The sequence below is a fragment of the Mesorhizobium sp. LSJC280B00 genome, from assembly GCF_000502835.1.
Lineage (GTDB): Bacteria > Pseudomonadota > Alphaproteobacteria > Rhizobiales > Rhizobiaceae > Mesorhizobium.
In genome coordinates this window covers 174,217-189,345 of sequence record NZ_AYVL01000016.1, presented here as the reverse complement: position 1 = coordinate 189,345, position 15,129 = coordinate 174,217, and the positions used below count along the sequence as shown (strand labels likewise).

The following is a 15,129-nucleotide window of genomic DNA, read 5'->3' as shown; positions in this document are numbered from 1 at the left end:
ATCAAAATGCCCCTGTTTACCGGCGTCGTGCCACCTGTCGTCACCCCGCTCAATGCCGATTTCAGCATCGACTTCCCGTCGTTCACCCGCACTATCGAGAACCTGCTCGACGGTGGTGTTCACGGGCTGTTTGTGCTCGGCTCGACCAGCGAGGTGGTCTTCCACGACGAGGCGGGCCGCAGGGCCATCCTCGAGCACGCGGTCAAGGTCAATAACGGCCGGGTTCCGATCTTCGCTGGGGTAATCGACCCGACTACCGACCGCGTCATCAACCACGCCCGGATCGCCAGATCGGCCGGCGCCGACGCCATCGTCGTCACCGCGCCGTTTTATACCCGCACCAGCCAGCCGGAGATCGGCGACCACTTTCGCTATATCAAGGATGCGATCGACATTCCGGTCATCGCCTACGATATCCCGGTCTGCGTTCACATCAAGCTGGAGCGCAAGACCACGGTCGGTCTCGCCAGGGAAGGCGCCATTGCGGGTATCAAGGATTCCAGCGGCGATGACGGCAATCTGCGTTACGTGCTCAAGGACATGGCCGACGATTCCAGTTTTTTCGGCATGACCGGTTCCGAGATCCTGGTCGACAGTGTGCTGGCGATGGGTGCGCATGGCGTCGTGCCGGGCCTCGCCAATGTCGACCCGCATGGTTATGTCAGGCTGTGGAAGCTGACGCAGGCGGGCCAGCATGCCGAAGCCCGCCTGGAGCAGGAGCGGCTGTTGAAACTGTTCGAGATCGTCTGGATCTCGCTCGGCAGGACCAGCGCCGGCTCGGCCGGCGTCGGCGCCTTCAAGGCGGCGATGAAGAGCCTCGGCATCATCGCCTCGAACACCATGGCGCGGCCGCAACGCAGCCTGAACGAGGAGGAAACCGCGAAGGTCGACATGATCCTTCGCGACGTGGGGCTGCTCCGCTGAGTGTCGCGCCGATCCTTTCGATTTCCGGCCTGCGCGCGGTGTTCCGCATCGCGGGGCGCGACATCGCGGCGGTAACGGATGTCGACCTGACGATCGGCTCCGGCGAGACGGTGGCGCTCGTCGGCGAATCCGGATCCGGCAAATCCGTCACCAGCCTGTCGATCATCGGCCTGTTGCCGAAAAGGGTCGGACATATTGCCGAGGGATCGATCGCGCTGCGGCGCAAGAACGGCACGCTCACCGAGCTGACCAGCCTCGATGCCGAGTCGCTGCGCAAGATACGCGGCAACGAGATCGGCATGGTGTTCCAGGAGCCGATGACCAGCCTCAACCCGGTCTACACGATCGGCGAGCAGATCGCCGAACCGATCCGCATCCATCTCGGCAAATCGCACCGCGAGGCAGAAGCAGACGCGGTGCGGCTGCTGGTACAGGTCGGCATTCCCGATCCGAAGCGGCGGGCGCGGCAATATCCGCACGAACTTTCGGGCGGGATGCGCCAGCGCGCTACCATAGCCATGGCCCTGTCCTGCGATCCAGGCTTGCTGATCGCCGACGAGCCGACGACCGCGCTGGACGTCACCATACAGGCCCAGATCCTCGATCTTTTGGCCGAACTGCAGGCGCAGCGCGGCATGGGCATCCTGTTCGTCACCCACAATCTCGGCGTCGTCGCCGAAATCGCCGACCGGGTAGCGGTGATGTATGCGGGGCGTATCGTCGAAACAGGTCCGGTGAGCGAAGTGTTCACCCGTCCGCGTCATCCCTATACCGCAGGGTTGATGCGCTCGGTGCCGCGGCTCGGCCAGGCCACGGCGCTGAAGGCGGCGGGGACGCCGCTCCCCACCATTGCCGGAAATGTTCCGTCGCTCGCCTTGCTGCCCAAGGGCTGTTCCTTCGCGCCGCGTTGCCCGATGGCTATCGCTGCCTGCGGCGCCGCGGTCCCGCCATTGTTTGGGGCGACGCCGACCCAGCAAAGCCGCTGCCTGCGTTGGGAGGAGCTCTGATGGCCGACGCCCCTTTCCTCGCTGTCAAAAACCTGGCCAAGCATTTTGCGCCGACAGCGTTCTCGCGCGGACCCGTCGTAAGGGCGTTGGAGGATATTTCCTTCGATATCAGGCGTGGCCAGGTGGTCGGCCTGGTCGGCGAATCCGGGTCCGGCAAGACGACGATCGGCCGCTCGGTGCTGCGTCTGATCGAGCCGACATCCGGCCAAATCAACTATGACGGCACCGACATCACCAGGCTGGGTGCCGCCCAGTTGCGCCGCCAGCGCCGCAAGATGCAGTATATTTTCCAGGATCCCTTCGCCAGCCTGTCGCCGCGCATGACGATAGGGCAGATCCTCACCGAAGGCCTGGACATTCAAGGCATCGGCAAGAAGTCCGAGCGGCGGGCGAAGGCCGAGACGGCACTTGCCGCGGTCGAGTTGCCGGTCGACGCCTATGACCGCTACGCCCATGAATTTTCGGGCGGCCAGCGCCAGCGCATCGGCATCGCCCGGGCGCTGACGCTCGAGCCGGAATTCATCGTTGCCGACGAGCCGGTCTCGGCACTCGACGTCTCGATCCAGGCGCAAATCATCAATCTGTTGCGCGACCTGCAGCTCCGGCTCGGCCTGACTATGCTGTTCATTTCGCACGATCTGGCTGTCGTCGAGTACATCTGCGACACGGTCATCGTGCTCTATCTCGGGCGCATCATGGAGGTTGCGCCGGCGGCCGAGCTTTATGCCCGGCCGCAGCATCCCTACACGCGCGCGCTGCTGTCAGCCATTCCGTCGCTCGATCCGCTGGCCAGGCAAGACCGACAAGTGCTCAAGGGCGATATTCCAAGCCCGGCAAACCCGCCGTCGGGCTGCGTTTTCCGAACCCGTTGCCCGTTTGCGCTGGAGGCTTGCGTCGGGGCTGTGCCGCCGCTGAGGGCGACGGCCGAGGGCCATCTGAAGGCCTGCATCCGCGACGACATCGCTTAGGTTTTTTGCCCTGTGCCTACGGGAGAAGTTGGGCGAGATGGACAAGGTCGTCGGCCACAAAGTCCCAGCTCTCAAGAGGCGAGAGATCGGTCGTCTGCGCCGGGCCATGCTCTTTTGGCCGAGCAACAAAGGCGGTTCCGATACCGCACCTTCGTGCCGCAGCCAGGTCGTCATTATGCGCGGCGACTAACACGGCCTCCGAAGGTCGCACCACCAGGATCTCCACTGCGCGGAGATAAGCCTGCGGCGCAGGCTTGTAGGTGCCGAACACATCCGAGCCAAGGACGGTGTCCCAAGGCAGGCCGGCGCGCTTGGCCATATCCAGCAACAGCCGGGTATTGGCCCCTGACAAGGGCACGATGATGAAGCGTTCCTTTAGCCTCGCAAGGCCTTTCAGCGAATCGGGCCACGGCTCCAGCCGGTGCCAGGCGAGGTTGAGTTCCTCAAGTTCGGTGGTCGGCAGCTCGGATGGGGCCAGCCCGAACTGGACGAGGGTGGCGTCCAGATTCTCCCTGTTGATCACGTCAAGTGAAACGAAAGGCCGGTGCCCCGTCCGCACCGCCTCGGTCGAGGCGTCATAGCGCGACGCCCACGCATCAGCGAATTCACCGGGATCGACCTGCTCTGCACCAACTCGCGCGAGGAAGGCGCCGGCCTCCCTTGCGATACCGCTGCGCCAGTCAACGACGGTTCCCAGAACATCGAAGAATAGGACTCGAGTAGTGGTCATTGAGCTTTCCTCCGACCTCATTGAAACGTCGTCGATGCCAACCCATATGCAATTGGCGTCGGATGTTTCCTCCCATTCGTCCGGCGCGTTCCCCTCTGAAGGTTTTCGACCTTCACATCTGGCCGGGCTTTGCAGCCCGGCCTTTTTTTGCGGGGTAAGTGAGCGAGCCGAGATCATGGCGCAGGGGTGCCCAGCGTATCGATGCGTTTCGCCAGCGCCGCGGGATCGCCAAGCACGCGCAGCGTCTTCAGCCGAGCTGTGCCGCCGGCGGCGATCGAGACGCCCGATGCCGGCACGCCAAGCGCCTTAGCTACCAGCCTTTCCAGCGCTCGATTGGCGGCTCCGTTTTCCGGCACGGCGCGGACGCGGGCTTTTAGATAGCTTCGCCCATCCACCGATGTTTCGAAGCCCTCCAGCCTGTCCATCGCCGCTTTCGGCGTCAGCCGGACGAACAGGTCGATGCCGTCGGCGCGCGTGCGGAACGGCGCGCTCATGGGACGCCTGAACTCAGACGACCAGCGAAAGCACGGTGGTGAGCAGGAACTGCCGGATGAAGAACAGGATCAGCAGCAGGATGATCGGCGAGATGTCGATGCCGCCGAGGTCGGGCATGAAGCGGCGGATCGGCCGCAGCGCCGGCTCGGTCAGCCGATAGAGCATGTTGCTGATGGTGTCGACGAACTGGTTGCGGGAGTTGACGACGTTGAAGGCGTAGAGCCAGGAAAATATCGCCGAGGCGATGATGATCCACCAGTAAAGGTCAAGCGCCATGACAATGGTCTGAATGAGGGCGATCATGCCGGTCTCCGATTGTTGCCGACATGTAGCCACTGTAGGGGAAAGCGGCAAGAGCAGCCTTCTGCCGCATGGCGAAGCCGAACGAACGGCCGAACGGCATTTCGGCAGCAAGCGCAGCCTTGACAGGAAACCGCAGCGGCCGATAAAAGCCCCATCCGCTGGACGGGGCTGTAGCTCAGCTGGGAGAGCGCGTCGTTCGCAATGACGAGGTCAGGAGTTCGATCCTCCTCAGCTCCACCAGCGGATTTTTAGAATCCCTTGCCTGGTTGCATGCCGAAGACCCGCTTGGAGTCCATGGCTATCCTCAGCTGAAGCAACCGAATGCATCGCGAGTCTCTGCCGGCTGGCACTGTTATCGCCGGGTGGATTCACATCGGCGACGTAAAGGCCCTCTACACCAGTAGCGTATGCGGCCTATTGCTACTGCGCCTCGTCCTTGCCAGACTTGGCCCGTCTTCAAAACCGAGGGGAATTCACTATGACCAGCAAGACAAGACGTGATTTTGTAGGTCTTACAGGAGTGGCGGCGACTGCCCTGGCCGGTGCTGTTGCAACACGAGCTACCGCTGCTGAAACCGACGTATCGCCATCGTTCGATGAGGTTCTTCAAGAGTACAATCAAAACAACACAGAAAGGACTAGATCAAAGCTGGCGATCTATGTGGTGCTTTCTAATCTGCACGCCAGCCTCGAGGACGAATTTAGTGACCTTGGGCTAGAGCTGCCTTTAGGAAAAAAGGCCTTGCCATCGAATCTGCCGGCCAATTTCGAGGACGCGCAGGTTGCACCCCTTCCTTGGCTCTTCAAGCCCTCGGAAGTTACCGACCACGAACGAAACGGCTATGCGACGATTGCAATGCGATTGAACGCAGTGATGGCAAGACACACCGCCGACGTGAGTGTCGGGGTTTCGCATATCATGTCGCACAAGGGATAACCGCGACCTTGCCGGCGAGCACGGCACGTCAGGCGAGCACAACGCCGGCCGGCGATTTGTTGTTGCGGGCGAACCGATTAGCTGTTTTCGCGAGGCGACTGCGCTGCGAGAGTCCTCACAATGGATAGATCCTTCCGGGACGCGCCGCGCGAGATAGCAAAGCTCTCGGCACCCCGGCCAGTGGGAATTGTCAGCCGTCCGCGCGTAGTGGCGCTGCTTTCGCAGGCCCTCGACAGCGGTGCATGCTGGCTGGCTGCGCCTGGTGGATACGGTAAGACCACCGCGGTGATCGACTTTCTGGAACACGGCGGGCTGGAACAAGGCGGGCTGAAGCAAGGCGAATCGGCGTACAACTGGTATCGGGTCGACACCGAGGACCAGGACGTTGCGCGCCTTTTCCACTATCTGACGCTGTCGCTCGACGGCAGGCATGCCGGCATGCCGGTCTTTGGTCCGGAATATGCCGACAATTCCGACGATTTCGCGCGGCTGTTCTTCCGCACCTATTTCTCGCGGCTTGATCCGGGCACGATCCTGGTCCTCGACGATCTGCATCGTGCCGATGCGCCAGGCTTTCGCCGGACGCTGGCGATCCTGTTGCGCGAACGCCCCAACACCGCCCGCTGCATCTGCACATCGCGGATGCTGCCCGAGGGCGATGTCGCCGACCTCGTGCTGTCGGGACAGTTGCCGGTCCTCAACCAAACACTGCTGGAGTTTTCGCCTGCGGAGGCTCGCAACCTCGTCATCGCCCGCTCGCAATCGCCGTCCGAGGTCGGCGACATTTCGGAGGCGCGCGGCTGGGCGGTGGGCCTTCTCCTGCTGGCCAACGCCGGAATGTACTACCCGCTTGCGCAGACCGGCCTTGCCGGAGGCGCCGGCCTTCGGGAGATTGTCGGACGTTATTTCCTGCGCGACATCGCGCCGGAGGACCAGGATCTGCTTATCAGGCTCAACGTTCTGCCGGAGATCAGCACGGAGCTTGCCGATGCGTTCCTGGGCTCGCCGCAGGCTGCTCGCCTGCTGGTGCGGCTGCAGCATCGCCAGCTGCTGATCACGCGCGACGGTCCGGGCGGCGCCGCCTTCCAGCTGCATGACTTGTTGCGCGAATACCTTGCCGGCCTACTGGACCGGCGCGTGACGGAAGCGGACCGTTGCAGGCTGCGCGAGCAGGCAGCAAAGGTCCTGCACGAGGCAGACAAAACCGACGCGGCAATCGTGCTGGCGTTGCAGGCGGGCGCCTGGCCGCTGGCACGCCAGCTCATTCTGCAGTGCGCTAACGGCGTTCTCTCGCAAGGGCGCAGGGCCAGCTTCGTCGAATGGTGCAACAGGCTGCCCCCCGACCAGATGGACGGGTGGGTCCATTATTGGCTGGGCGTCGCCTTCGCATCGGACGATGCGAAGGCCGAACCGCACTTCTCCAAGGCCTGGCAAGCATTCGAGAACACCGACATGCGCGGCCAATGCCTGACGGTGGCGCGGGCGGTCGTAGTCAAGACCGCCAGCTGGCGTACGCATGAGGGGCTGGCGGATTGGACGCGCCGAGCCTCACAGGTTCTTGCCAAGGGATTGCCGGAGTTGGATCCGGAGGAACTCATGATGGTCAGGCTCGGCATCCTGCGGGCCGTCGATTTCGCCGAACCTGGCGAATTCGACGCCCATGACGCGAAGCGCCTCGTGAATGATATCCAGCAGCGCCTGACACATCTGCCGATCGAGGATTCGGTCGAGTTGCGCCTGCTGGCAAGCGAAGCGCTCATCGACTACGCGACCTCGTCGGGGCAGCGCGACATTTTTGCCAATGCCGTGGACAGCGTTGCCGCCGATCTCGAACATCCGGATATCCCGCCGCTGGTGCTCGGCATGTGGCTGGTGTCCTTTGGCTCGGCCAGCGGCCGTTACTTCCCCTATTCGCGGCGCGGTTTTGTCTATGCCTCGGCCGAGGATGCGTTGCGACGCGCAACGGCGATAGGCGAGCAGCACGCCTTACGGGGCGTCGAGTTCAGCGCCCTCTATCAGCTTCAATTGCTGATGAAGCTTCACAACAGGTTCTCGGAATTCAATGCGCTCGTCTCCCGGCTGGGCGAGATCGCGGACAGCAGGTTCACAACCCAGGTCGCTGTAGTCGCCGACTGCCACGCGGCGATGCACACGCGCAACGGCGACTTCGTCAAGGCTTATCTCGACTGCGATGCCTTCATGGATGCGATCGAGCGGGCGAATGAGCCGATGATCGAACGCTGGCCGCATTACGTTACCAAATACCAGGTCCTGGTGGCCGATCGGCGTCCAGCGGAGGCCATTGCGCTACTCCAGGAGATCGTCGAAAGGCTGAGCGGCGGCCCTCGCCAGCGCGTCGAACTCAACATTCTGGCCGCTCAGGCCCTGGAGCAGAAGTGGAACGGCGGCGCGTCCTATGGCAGTCGTCTGGCTGAATTCATGGAGGCGTTGCGCCAGGTCAACCCCTCCGCAATCCTGCTCAACCTGCCGGACCTATTGGCCGATCTGGTCGCCGATGCGCTGGAGCGAAAGATCGACATCGATCTCTGCCGCCGCGTCGTTCGGGCGCGATATCTGGTCCCGCCCGCTGGCCGACCCGCCCAGTGGCCTTGGCCGCTCAGGATCCACTTGATGGGAGGCTTTCGCCTCGAAATCGATGGCGCCGAGGTCGCGCCCGGTGCCAAACCTACCCGCGCGCTCGACATATTGCGCATTATCTGCCTGTCGAGGGACCAGGTCTGTTCGGTGGAAACCCTGCAGGATTGGCTCTGGCCCGACCTCGACGGCGACCAGGCCAAAGCGGCCTTGGAGCAGGCGCTGCATCGTCTGCGCAAATTGCTCGGGCAAGGCGAACTCGTGACGCTGAGAGAAGGCCGTTTGCGGCTCGCTGCCGACAAGGTCTGGATCGATCTGCAGGATTGGGAAGACCGGCTGAAACCCGTTCTGTCGGGCCAAAGAGACAGCGCAATCGAGGAGCAGGAGATGCTGCTGGAAAGCTTTGTCGGCCCGCTTTTCTCGAATGGCCCGACGCCCGCCTGGTCGAACGCCGCGGCCGACCGGGTGCGGGACGGGTTGGTGGAGCTTGCCGTGCGGATCGCCAAACACTGGCAGAGCCAAGGCAACGCAGATCGGGCACGCCAGGCGTGCCGGCGTGCGCTCGATTTCTACCCGGAATCGGCCAAACTCCATGGCACGCTCATCCAGGAGAGCCTCTCCAGGAACGACCATGCCGGCGCCATCGAGGATTACCGGCGCTATGAACGCGCGCTCGCTTCGACCGGCGATGACGAGCCCTCGCCTTTGCTGCGTTCGCTCGTGCGCCCGTTTCTCTAGACCGGTTCATCGTTTCACGGAAACGCCGAACCGCTCTATCTCTTTATTTTTGCGCAATTCCGGACGGAAAACCGTTCCACACTTTTCCTGGAATTGCTCTGGCGCAGCTCGGAACTCCGTAAGCCGTCCGTAAGTCGCGGTCTGGGAACCTCGGCCCGTCGATCAAAACCGATCGCCGGAGGCCTGAAGCCCCCGATACCAACACTCACAGGAAGGAAAAGGTCATGCCGTATACTGCCAGAGCAACTTCGAGAGTGCGTGCCGGCACCATCCGCGCTGGAGCCACAAGACTTTCCGACCAGCTCAGGATCGGGCCTTGGTCGCTCCTCTCGCCCGAAGCTGTCATACAGCAAAAGTACAACTCCCTTGGAGGCGCCGGCTTCGCCGAGATCGACAGGAAGGACACTGGAAAAGCCTGGTATCTCAAGAACGGCTCATGCATTTGCTACAACGATGCCATGCACAACGCCTTTGAGATCCATGGCGAAATCTACAGGAAGTGGATTGCGCTTGGCGGTCTCGCGTGGGGCATTCCCTGCACCGACGAAACCGGAACTCCCGACGGCGTCGGCCGATACAATCACTTCAACAACAATACCGCTTCGATCTACTGGACACCGAACACCGGTGCTCAAGCGATTTGGGGGGCAATTCGCGGCAAATGGGCAGCAATGGGCTGGGAGCGCTCGGTTCTCGGCTATCCGGTCACCGACGAAACCGGAACTCCCGACGGCGTCGGGCGCTACAACCATTTTGCCAATGCCGGCTCGATCTACTGGACACCGAACACAGGAGCCAACGTGGTGTACGGCGACATTCGAAAGAAGTGGGAAAGCTTGGGCTGGGAACAGTCATATCTGGGGTACCCAACGACCGACGAGACCGAATTTGCCGACGGTGGCCGTGCCAATCTGTTTGAAAACGGCGGCATATACTGGTGGCCCGACACCGGCGCGATCGACCTTCGAGACGTCGTCGTCCACTATACCGGCCTCCATTGCTTCGGCGAGACCGACTGGGATCAGGGGCCGGGTGGTGCGGACGAGCCCTATGTCATCGTCAGCGTGGCAACGCCGCAGATCGCCGACACCAAGCGCAGCCAGGTCTATGGCGACGTCGATGCGGGAGATACGAGACCCGACCTGATGGAGGTCTATCGAGGCAAGCCCTACGGCATCAATATCGGTACGGTGCTGATGGAAAATGATTTCGGCGATCCGAACAAGTACAAGGACGAAGTGCAGAAGGTCGTGATGGGCGTCCATACGGCGGGTACGCTGGCTTTGGGCCTCATTCCGGTGGCAGGACCTATCATTGCCGCCATAGCCGGCCCGGCCCTGGAAACCTTGATGCCATCGATCGGCGGCGCCATCAGCGATCTCTTCGATTGGGGCGATGACAGGATCGGGAGCGCGACAGTGACCATCTCCGCAAAGCAGATGGTGTTGCTCGCGGCACGTACGAACAATACCACCTTCAGCGGGATTGGGTTCAAAGTGGAAACGCCCCTGATTTCCGGCGACGGGGCGTCCTACAAAGCCTATTTTGGCTTTGTGCCTGCCTAGGCCAGTCGGCTCGGCAAAAACCTTCGCCGAGACAATCAAACTTACCAGCCCCGCCTTCCATTGGCGGGGCTGCCACTTCGCGACTGAGAGTTTCCGTAGCGGTCGTCGCAAGGCGCGATCCGGATGCGGCAGCGGCCGATCAGCATAGCGGGCAAGCTGTCGTTGCCTACCCCGCACAGCCCGTAGCGCCGACATGAACGCGGCTCCTTCGGCCGGAACGATGGAGACCGCATTAAGTGCAGTCACCTCAACGACGCGGCCGCAGCCAACGAGGCCGAGCGGGACCGGCGGAAACCGGATCAGGCGGTGCGCAACCCGCCGCCATGACAGCCGAGATCAATCAGGATGGAAAGAGAACGGTGACAAGAGCGGGCATGCATCACACCAGCCCGCGCTTGGCCATCATTGCTTCCGGTGAAGGCATCTTGCCGCGGAAGGCGGTGTAAAGTTCTTCGGGGTCCTTCGAGCCGCCGGCGGCGTAGATGTTCTTGCGCAGCCGCTCGGCCAGCGCCGGGTTGAAGGGATCGCCTGTTTCCTCGAAGGCGGCGAACGCGTCGGCGTCGAGAACTTCCGACCACATGTAGGAATAGTAGCCGGCCGAATAGCCATCGCCGGCAAAGATATGGCCGAAATGCGGGGTGCGGTGACGCATGGCGATGGTGTCAGGCATGTTGAGTTTTTCGAGCGTTTCGCCTTCGAAACGAAGCGGCTGGTCCGGTGCATCCGGCCGGGCGTGGTAGGCCATGTCGACCAAAGCCGAGGCGGTGAACTCGACGGTGGCGAAGCCGGCGCCGAAGGTGCGCGCCGCCAGCATCTTGTCGACCAGCGCCTTTGGCATCGGCTTGCCGGTCTTGACGTGCAGCGCATGCTTTTCCAGCACCGCCGGCACCGTCAGCCAGTGTTCGTAGAGCTGCGAGGGCAGCTCGACGAAATCGCGGCTGACCGAGGTGCCAGCGACCGATGGCCAGGTAACGTCGGTTAGCATGCCGTGCAGCGCGTGACCGAATTCGTGGAACAGGGTCTTGGCCTCGTCGACCGACAGCAAGGCTGCCTCGCCGGCCGGCGGCTTGGCGAAATTCATGATGTTGTAGATGACCGGCTTGGAGCCATCGCCAAGCTTGTAGCCGGATTTCAGCGCGCTCATCCAGGCGCCGGAGCGCTTCGAGGGCCGCGCGAAATAGTCGGCGAGGAACAGGCCGCGCTCGCTGCCGTCGGCATTCTTCACGACGAAAACACGTGAGTCCGGATGCCAGGTGGCAATGCCCTTCTTTTCTTCGAAAGAAATGCCGAACAATCGTGTTGCCACGTCGAAACAGGCGTCGATGATGCGGTCGAGCTGCAGGTACGGCTTCAGCTCGGCCTCGTCGAAGGCGAATTTCTCTGCGCGCAGCTTCTCCTGATAGAAGCGCCAGTCCCAGGCGGCGAATTTCTCGTTGCTGCCGGCCTCGGCCGCCAGCCGCTGCAATTCGGCCTGGTCGCTTGCGGCCTTTTCCACCGCCTTTTCCCAGACTGGATCGAGCAGCGCGTGCACCGCCTCCGGCGCCTTGGCCATGGTGTCGTCGAGCTTCAACGCGGCGTAGGAAGCGTAACCGAGCAGCTTCGCCTTTTCGGCGCGCAGGCGCAGCATGTCGCGCACCACGTCGGTGTTGTCGGTAGCGCCGCCATTCTGGCCACGCATGATGAAGGCGCGGAACGCTGTCTCGCGCAGGTCGCGGCGCTCTGAGAAGGTCGAGAACGGCTCGTAGATCGAACGCGACAGAGTGACGGCGTAGCGGCCCTTCTGGCCGCGCATCTCGGCGGCTTCCGCCATCGAGCTTTTCAGGAATTCCGGCAGGCCGGCCAGGTCTGCGTCGTCGAGGAACAACGCCCAGTCGCGCTCGTCGGCAAGCACGTTCTGGCCGAAATTGGTGCCGAGCGACGACAATTCCTCGTTGATCGATGCAAGCCGCTTCTTGCCTTCGGCGTCGAGCCTGGCGCCGGAGCGGACGAAATTTTTCCAGGTCTTTTCCAGCACCCGCAGCGTTTCGGCATCGAGCTTCAAAGCCTCGCGGCGCTGATAGAGATCGTCGATGCGGGCAAACAGTCGCTCATTCATCGAAATCGCCGAGTAATGCCGCGACATCTTTGGCGAGATGTCGCGCTCCAGCGCCTGGATCGCTTCATTGGTGTGGGCGCCGGCGCGGCACCAGAAGATCGAGGAGACATGGTCGAGCGCCTCGCCGGCAAGCTCGAGCGAGGCAAGCGTGTTTTCGATCGTCGGTGTCCCGGTGTTGCCGGCAATCGCCTCGATCTCGGCCTCATGCGCCTTGAGGGCCTCATCGAAGACCGGAGAAAAATCACCGTCGCCGATGCGCGTGAAATCGGGCAGGCCGAGCGGCCCTTGCCATGCGGTCAGCGGATGAGCGGCGAGGTCGACGGTGGACGGCATGGGCAAACTTTCGCTGAGTGGCGGGAGAAGATGGATCGTCACCGATGTAAGGCGCCGGCCGGTTGCGCGCAACAGCGGGTCCCGTTCATGGTTCCGTCAGTAGCCGTCGCAGTTTTCGGCGATCGCGGCTTGCGAACTGGCGGTGATCTGGTCGTTGGCGACCGCAAAGGTCTCCTGCATCAGCATGTCGTTGCTGGGAAAATCATAGCAGGCGATGACAGTGGTGACGCCGCCCTCCGTCTTCTCGATCCGGTGGCGGATTTCGGCCCCGGCGACGGCGCCCTGCCACTCGGCGATCGAGGCGATGAATTCCTGCTTGCTTTGCACGACGCCGAGGTCGTCGAGCTTGATGCGGACGTTGTCGGCAAGCAGGTCCGACAATTCGGTGCGGTCGGCGACGAGCAGTGCCGAATACCAGCGGTCTATGATCGCGCTATCGTCGGCACGGGCGACATTTGCCGAGCATAGCAGTGCCGCCGCCGCGAGCGCGAACCGAGCTCGCATCATGCCTCGTCTCCTACTCCGTCTCCGGCCGCTCGAAATCGCCGGTTTCCTTGTTCATCACCCAAAGCTCGCCGGTCGAAATATCGAACCAGGCACCGTGCAGCGATAGCCGCCCCTTGCCTTCGAGGATCGAAACACAAGGGAAGGTGCGCAGATTGGCAATGGAATAACGGATCGAGATGCGCTCCAGCGCCGTCTGGCGCTCGGTCGCCGTCATGAAGGTGCTGGACGATACGGTCTCGGCCGCAGGTGCGATCAGGCTCATCCATCTGCCGATGAAATCGCCCGGCGACAAGGGTGCGGCCGTGGTGTCGAGTGCCGCGCGGATGCCGCCGCAGCGGCCGTGGCCCATCACCACGATGTTCTTGACCTTGAGGCTCTGCACGGCAAATTCGAGCGCCGCCGATGTCGAGTGGAACTGATCGTCGGGCGCATAGGGCGGCACCAGATTGCCGACATTGCGCAGCACGAACAGCTCGCCGGGCCCGGCATCGAAGATCGCTTCGGGCGCGGCCCGCGAATCGCAGCAGGCGACGATCATCGTTTCCGGTGCCTGGCCCTCCCGCGCCAGCGAGCGATAACGGCCGCTTTCGGTGAGATAGCGGCCGCTCATGAAACTGCGGTAGCCGGTGAGAAGATGCTCGGGAAGATGGGGCATGGGCAGCGGTGGGAGCCTTTCCGGGTTGAAGGCAGCTCGGTTCAATCCCGAAAGGCTCTAGCGCATCGGCCCGAAAATCGGAACCGATTTTCGGAAGGCGAGGCGTGGTTTCAACGTGCCAGCCCGTACTTTGACACAGGTGAACGAACGCCGCCATTAATCGGGTTCAGAACCGCAGATTGGCGCCGGCACGCAGCAGAAGCCAGTAGAACAGGCCGGTCGCGCCAGCCGCCAGCAGCATCGCCAGGAAGAAGCCGCTGGGACTCTCGGCAAATGGCAGTCCGCCTGTGTTCATGCCGAAAATGCCGACGATCAGCGTGCCCGGCAAAAGCAGCGCGCTCATCACCGCCAGCGCCTTGAGGCTACGGTTCGATTCGTCGGCAAGCTCGGCGGCAAGCTCCTCCTGCAGCAGCCCTGCCCGGTCGTTGATCATGACGACCTCGCGGTCGAGCCGTTCAAGGCGCGCAGCAAGCCGGCGCAGAACTTCATGTGCGTCGGCGGAAAGGTTCCAGGCGGAACGGTCTTCACCCTGGAAAAGCGCTGCCAGGGCCGCGATCGGCCGATGCAGGGATACGGCAAGGCGGCGCACATCCTTCAGCTGCCGTCTTTCGTTGGCAAGCCGCTCGGTCACGAGATGATCCTCGACTGCATCGAGCCGCTTCGTCGCTGTAGCGAGCCGCAGGCTGGTGGTCTTGCAAAAAGCCATGACCAGCATTTCGAACAGCTCGAATGCCGTGGCCGGCCGCAGTCCCGCGGCAAGGGCAGTGTGCACTTCCTCCACCGCCGCCAGCGGATGCCGGCGGCCGGTGACCAGCAGCCGCTCGGAGACCGCAAAATGCAATCTGCCGATGGTCGTCGACTGATGGGCGATCTCGCCGTGCAAGTCGGCCGAAATGCCGTGGACGACGCCATTCTCATGCGCCAGCACTAGGCTGTCCTCATGTCCTTCGAGGATTGCATGAGCCGACGCCGGCAGCGCGCAGGCATGGCTGACCCAGGAATGGGCGCGCCGGTCGACAAGGTCGACATGCAGCCAGACCCAGCCGTCCGCTGAGGCGAGCGCGGCCTCTATGTCTCGGGGCGCCAGTGGTTCGGGAGCTTTGCCGGGAGCAGCATGATAGGCCCAGACCAGCCCGGGAGCATGATGCTGGTCGTCCGCGGCAAGCAATGTCAGATGCGATGCGTCATTCATGGCCGCCGCCGAAATAATGCACGTTCAGGCGATCAGGGCCGCGCCGGGGCCGGTGCCGCGACATTCTGGTCAAACCCTGCCCCCG

The 15,129-nt window shown here is 62.8% G+C and carries 13 protein-coding genes and 1 tRNA gene; 7 read left to right on the top strand and 7 right to left on the bottom strand.

Features of this window, described 5'->3' with window-relative positions; translation table 11 throughout:
- The first annotated feature begins 6 nt into the window (after nt 1-6).
- From X773_RS61155 to X773_RS61145, 3 genes are read left to right on the top strand one after another with little or no spacing between them, the layout of a single operon-like run.
- Nucleotides 7-924 carry a dihydrodipicolinate synthase family protein gene (locus X773_RS61155; RefSeq protein WP_023678167.1) on the top strand — a complete coding sequence of 306 codons (918 nt, stop codon included), beginning with the start codon at nt 7-9 and terminating at the stop codon, nt 922-924.
- On the top strand, nt 921-1,931 hold the full coding sequence (locus tag X773_RS61150; protein ID WP_023678166.1) for an ABC transporter ATP-binding protein: 1,011 nt from the start codon (nt 921-923) through the stop codon (nt 1,929-1,931). Before X773_RS61155 ends, X773_RS61150 begins: the two co-directional genes overlap by 4 nt.
- Nucleotides 1,931-2,899, top strand: a complete 969-nt coding sequence (locus X773_RS61145; protein ID WP_023678165.1) for an ABC transporter ATP-binding protein — start codon at nt 1,931-1,933, stop codon at nt 2,897-2,899. Before X773_RS61150 ends, X773_RS61145 begins: the two co-directional genes overlap by 1 nt.
- Nucleotides 2,900-2,915: 16 nt before the next feature.
- Here X773_RS61145 and X773_RS61140 read toward each other — a convergent pair whose 3' ends face one another.
- The 3 genes from X773_RS61140 to X773_RS61130 are packed head-to-tail and all read right to left on the bottom strand — an operon-like array spanning nt 2,916 to nt 4,427.
- Nucleotides 2,916-3,806 (bottom strand): haloacid dehalogenase type II, encoded by an 891-nt coding sequence (locus X773_RS61140; RefSeq protein WP_245274747.1) that lies wholly within the window; start codon nt 3,804-3,806, stop codon nt 2,916-2,918.
- Nucleotides 3,803-4,123 carry a DUF167 family protein gene (locus X773_RS61135; RefSeq protein WP_023678163.1) on the bottom strand — a complete coding sequence of 107 codons (321 nt, stop codon included), beginning with the start codon at nt 4,121-4,123 and terminating at the stop codon, nt 3,803-3,805. Before X773_RS61135 ends, X773_RS61140 begins: the two co-directional genes overlap by 4 nt.
- A gap of 13 nt (nt 4,124-4,136) precedes the next feature.
- Complete coding sequence (locus X773_RS61130) at nt 4,137-4,427, bottom strand: YggT family protein (protein ID WP_023678162.1); 291 nt, start codon at nt 4,425-4,427, stop codon at nt 4,137-4,139.
- A gap of 164 nt (nt 4,428-4,591) precedes the next feature.
- On the opposite strand from X773_RS61130, the gene X773_RS61125 reads away from it, so the two are divergent.
- The 4 genes from X773_RS61125 (at nt 4,592) to X773_RS73725 (ending at nt 10,262) form a co-directional block, all read left to right on the top strand.
- Nucleotides 4,592-4,667, top strand: a tRNA-Ala gene (locus X773_RS61125).
- Nucleotides 4,668-4,905: 238 nt separating this feature from the next.
- On the top strand, nt 4,906-5,364 hold the full coding sequence (locus X773_RS61120) for a hypothetical protein (protein ID WP_023678161.1): 459 nt from the start codon (nt 4,906-4,908) through the stop codon (nt 5,362-5,364).
- Nucleotides 5,365-5,484: 120 nt separating this feature from the next.
- The gene (locus X773_RS61115; protein WP_084641306.1) at nt 5,485-8,697 is read left to right on the top strand and encodes a BTAD domain-containing putative transcriptional regulator; all 3,213 of its coding nucleotides are present in this window, start codon (nt 5,485-5,487) and stop codon (nt 8,695-8,697) included.
- 224 nt (nt 8,698-8,921) lie between these two features.
- A complete protein-coding gene (locus tag X773_RS73725) occupies nt 8,922-10,262 on the top strand; it encodes a hypothetical protein (protein WP_084641302.1) in 1,341 nt (446 codons plus the stop codon).
- Between the two features lie 379 nt (nt 10,263-10,641).
- On the opposite strand, the gene X773_RS61105 is transcribed toward X773_RS73725, so the two are convergent.
- From X773_RS61105 to X773_RS61090, 4 genes are all read right to left on the bottom strand, one after another.
- Nucleotides 10,642-12,696, bottom strand: a complete 2,055-nt coding sequence (locus X773_RS61105; protein WP_023678158.1) for a M3 family metallopeptidase — start codon at nt 12,694-12,696, stop codon at nt 10,642-10,644.
- A gap of 90 nt (nt 12,697-12,786) precedes the next feature.
- On the bottom strand, nt 12,787-13,194 hold the full coding sequence (locus X773_RS61100; RefSeq protein ID WP_198023581.1) for a nuclear transport factor 2 family protein: 408 nt from the start codon (nt 13,192-13,194) through the stop codon (nt 12,787-12,789).
- A gap of 13 nt (nt 13,195-13,207) precedes the next feature.
- Nucleotides 13,208-13,852, bottom strand: coding sequence for a carbonic anhydrase (locus tag X773_RS61095; protein WP_023678156.1), 645 nt, complete (start codon nt 13,850-13,852; stop codon nt 13,208-13,210).
- Between the two features lie 166 nt (nt 13,853-14,018).
- A complete protein-coding gene (locus X773_RS61090) occupies nt 14,019-15,044 on the bottom strand; it encodes a transporter (RefSeq protein ID WP_023678155.1) in 1,026 nt (341 codons plus the stop codon).
- Nucleotides 15,045-15,129: the final 85 nt, after the last annotated feature.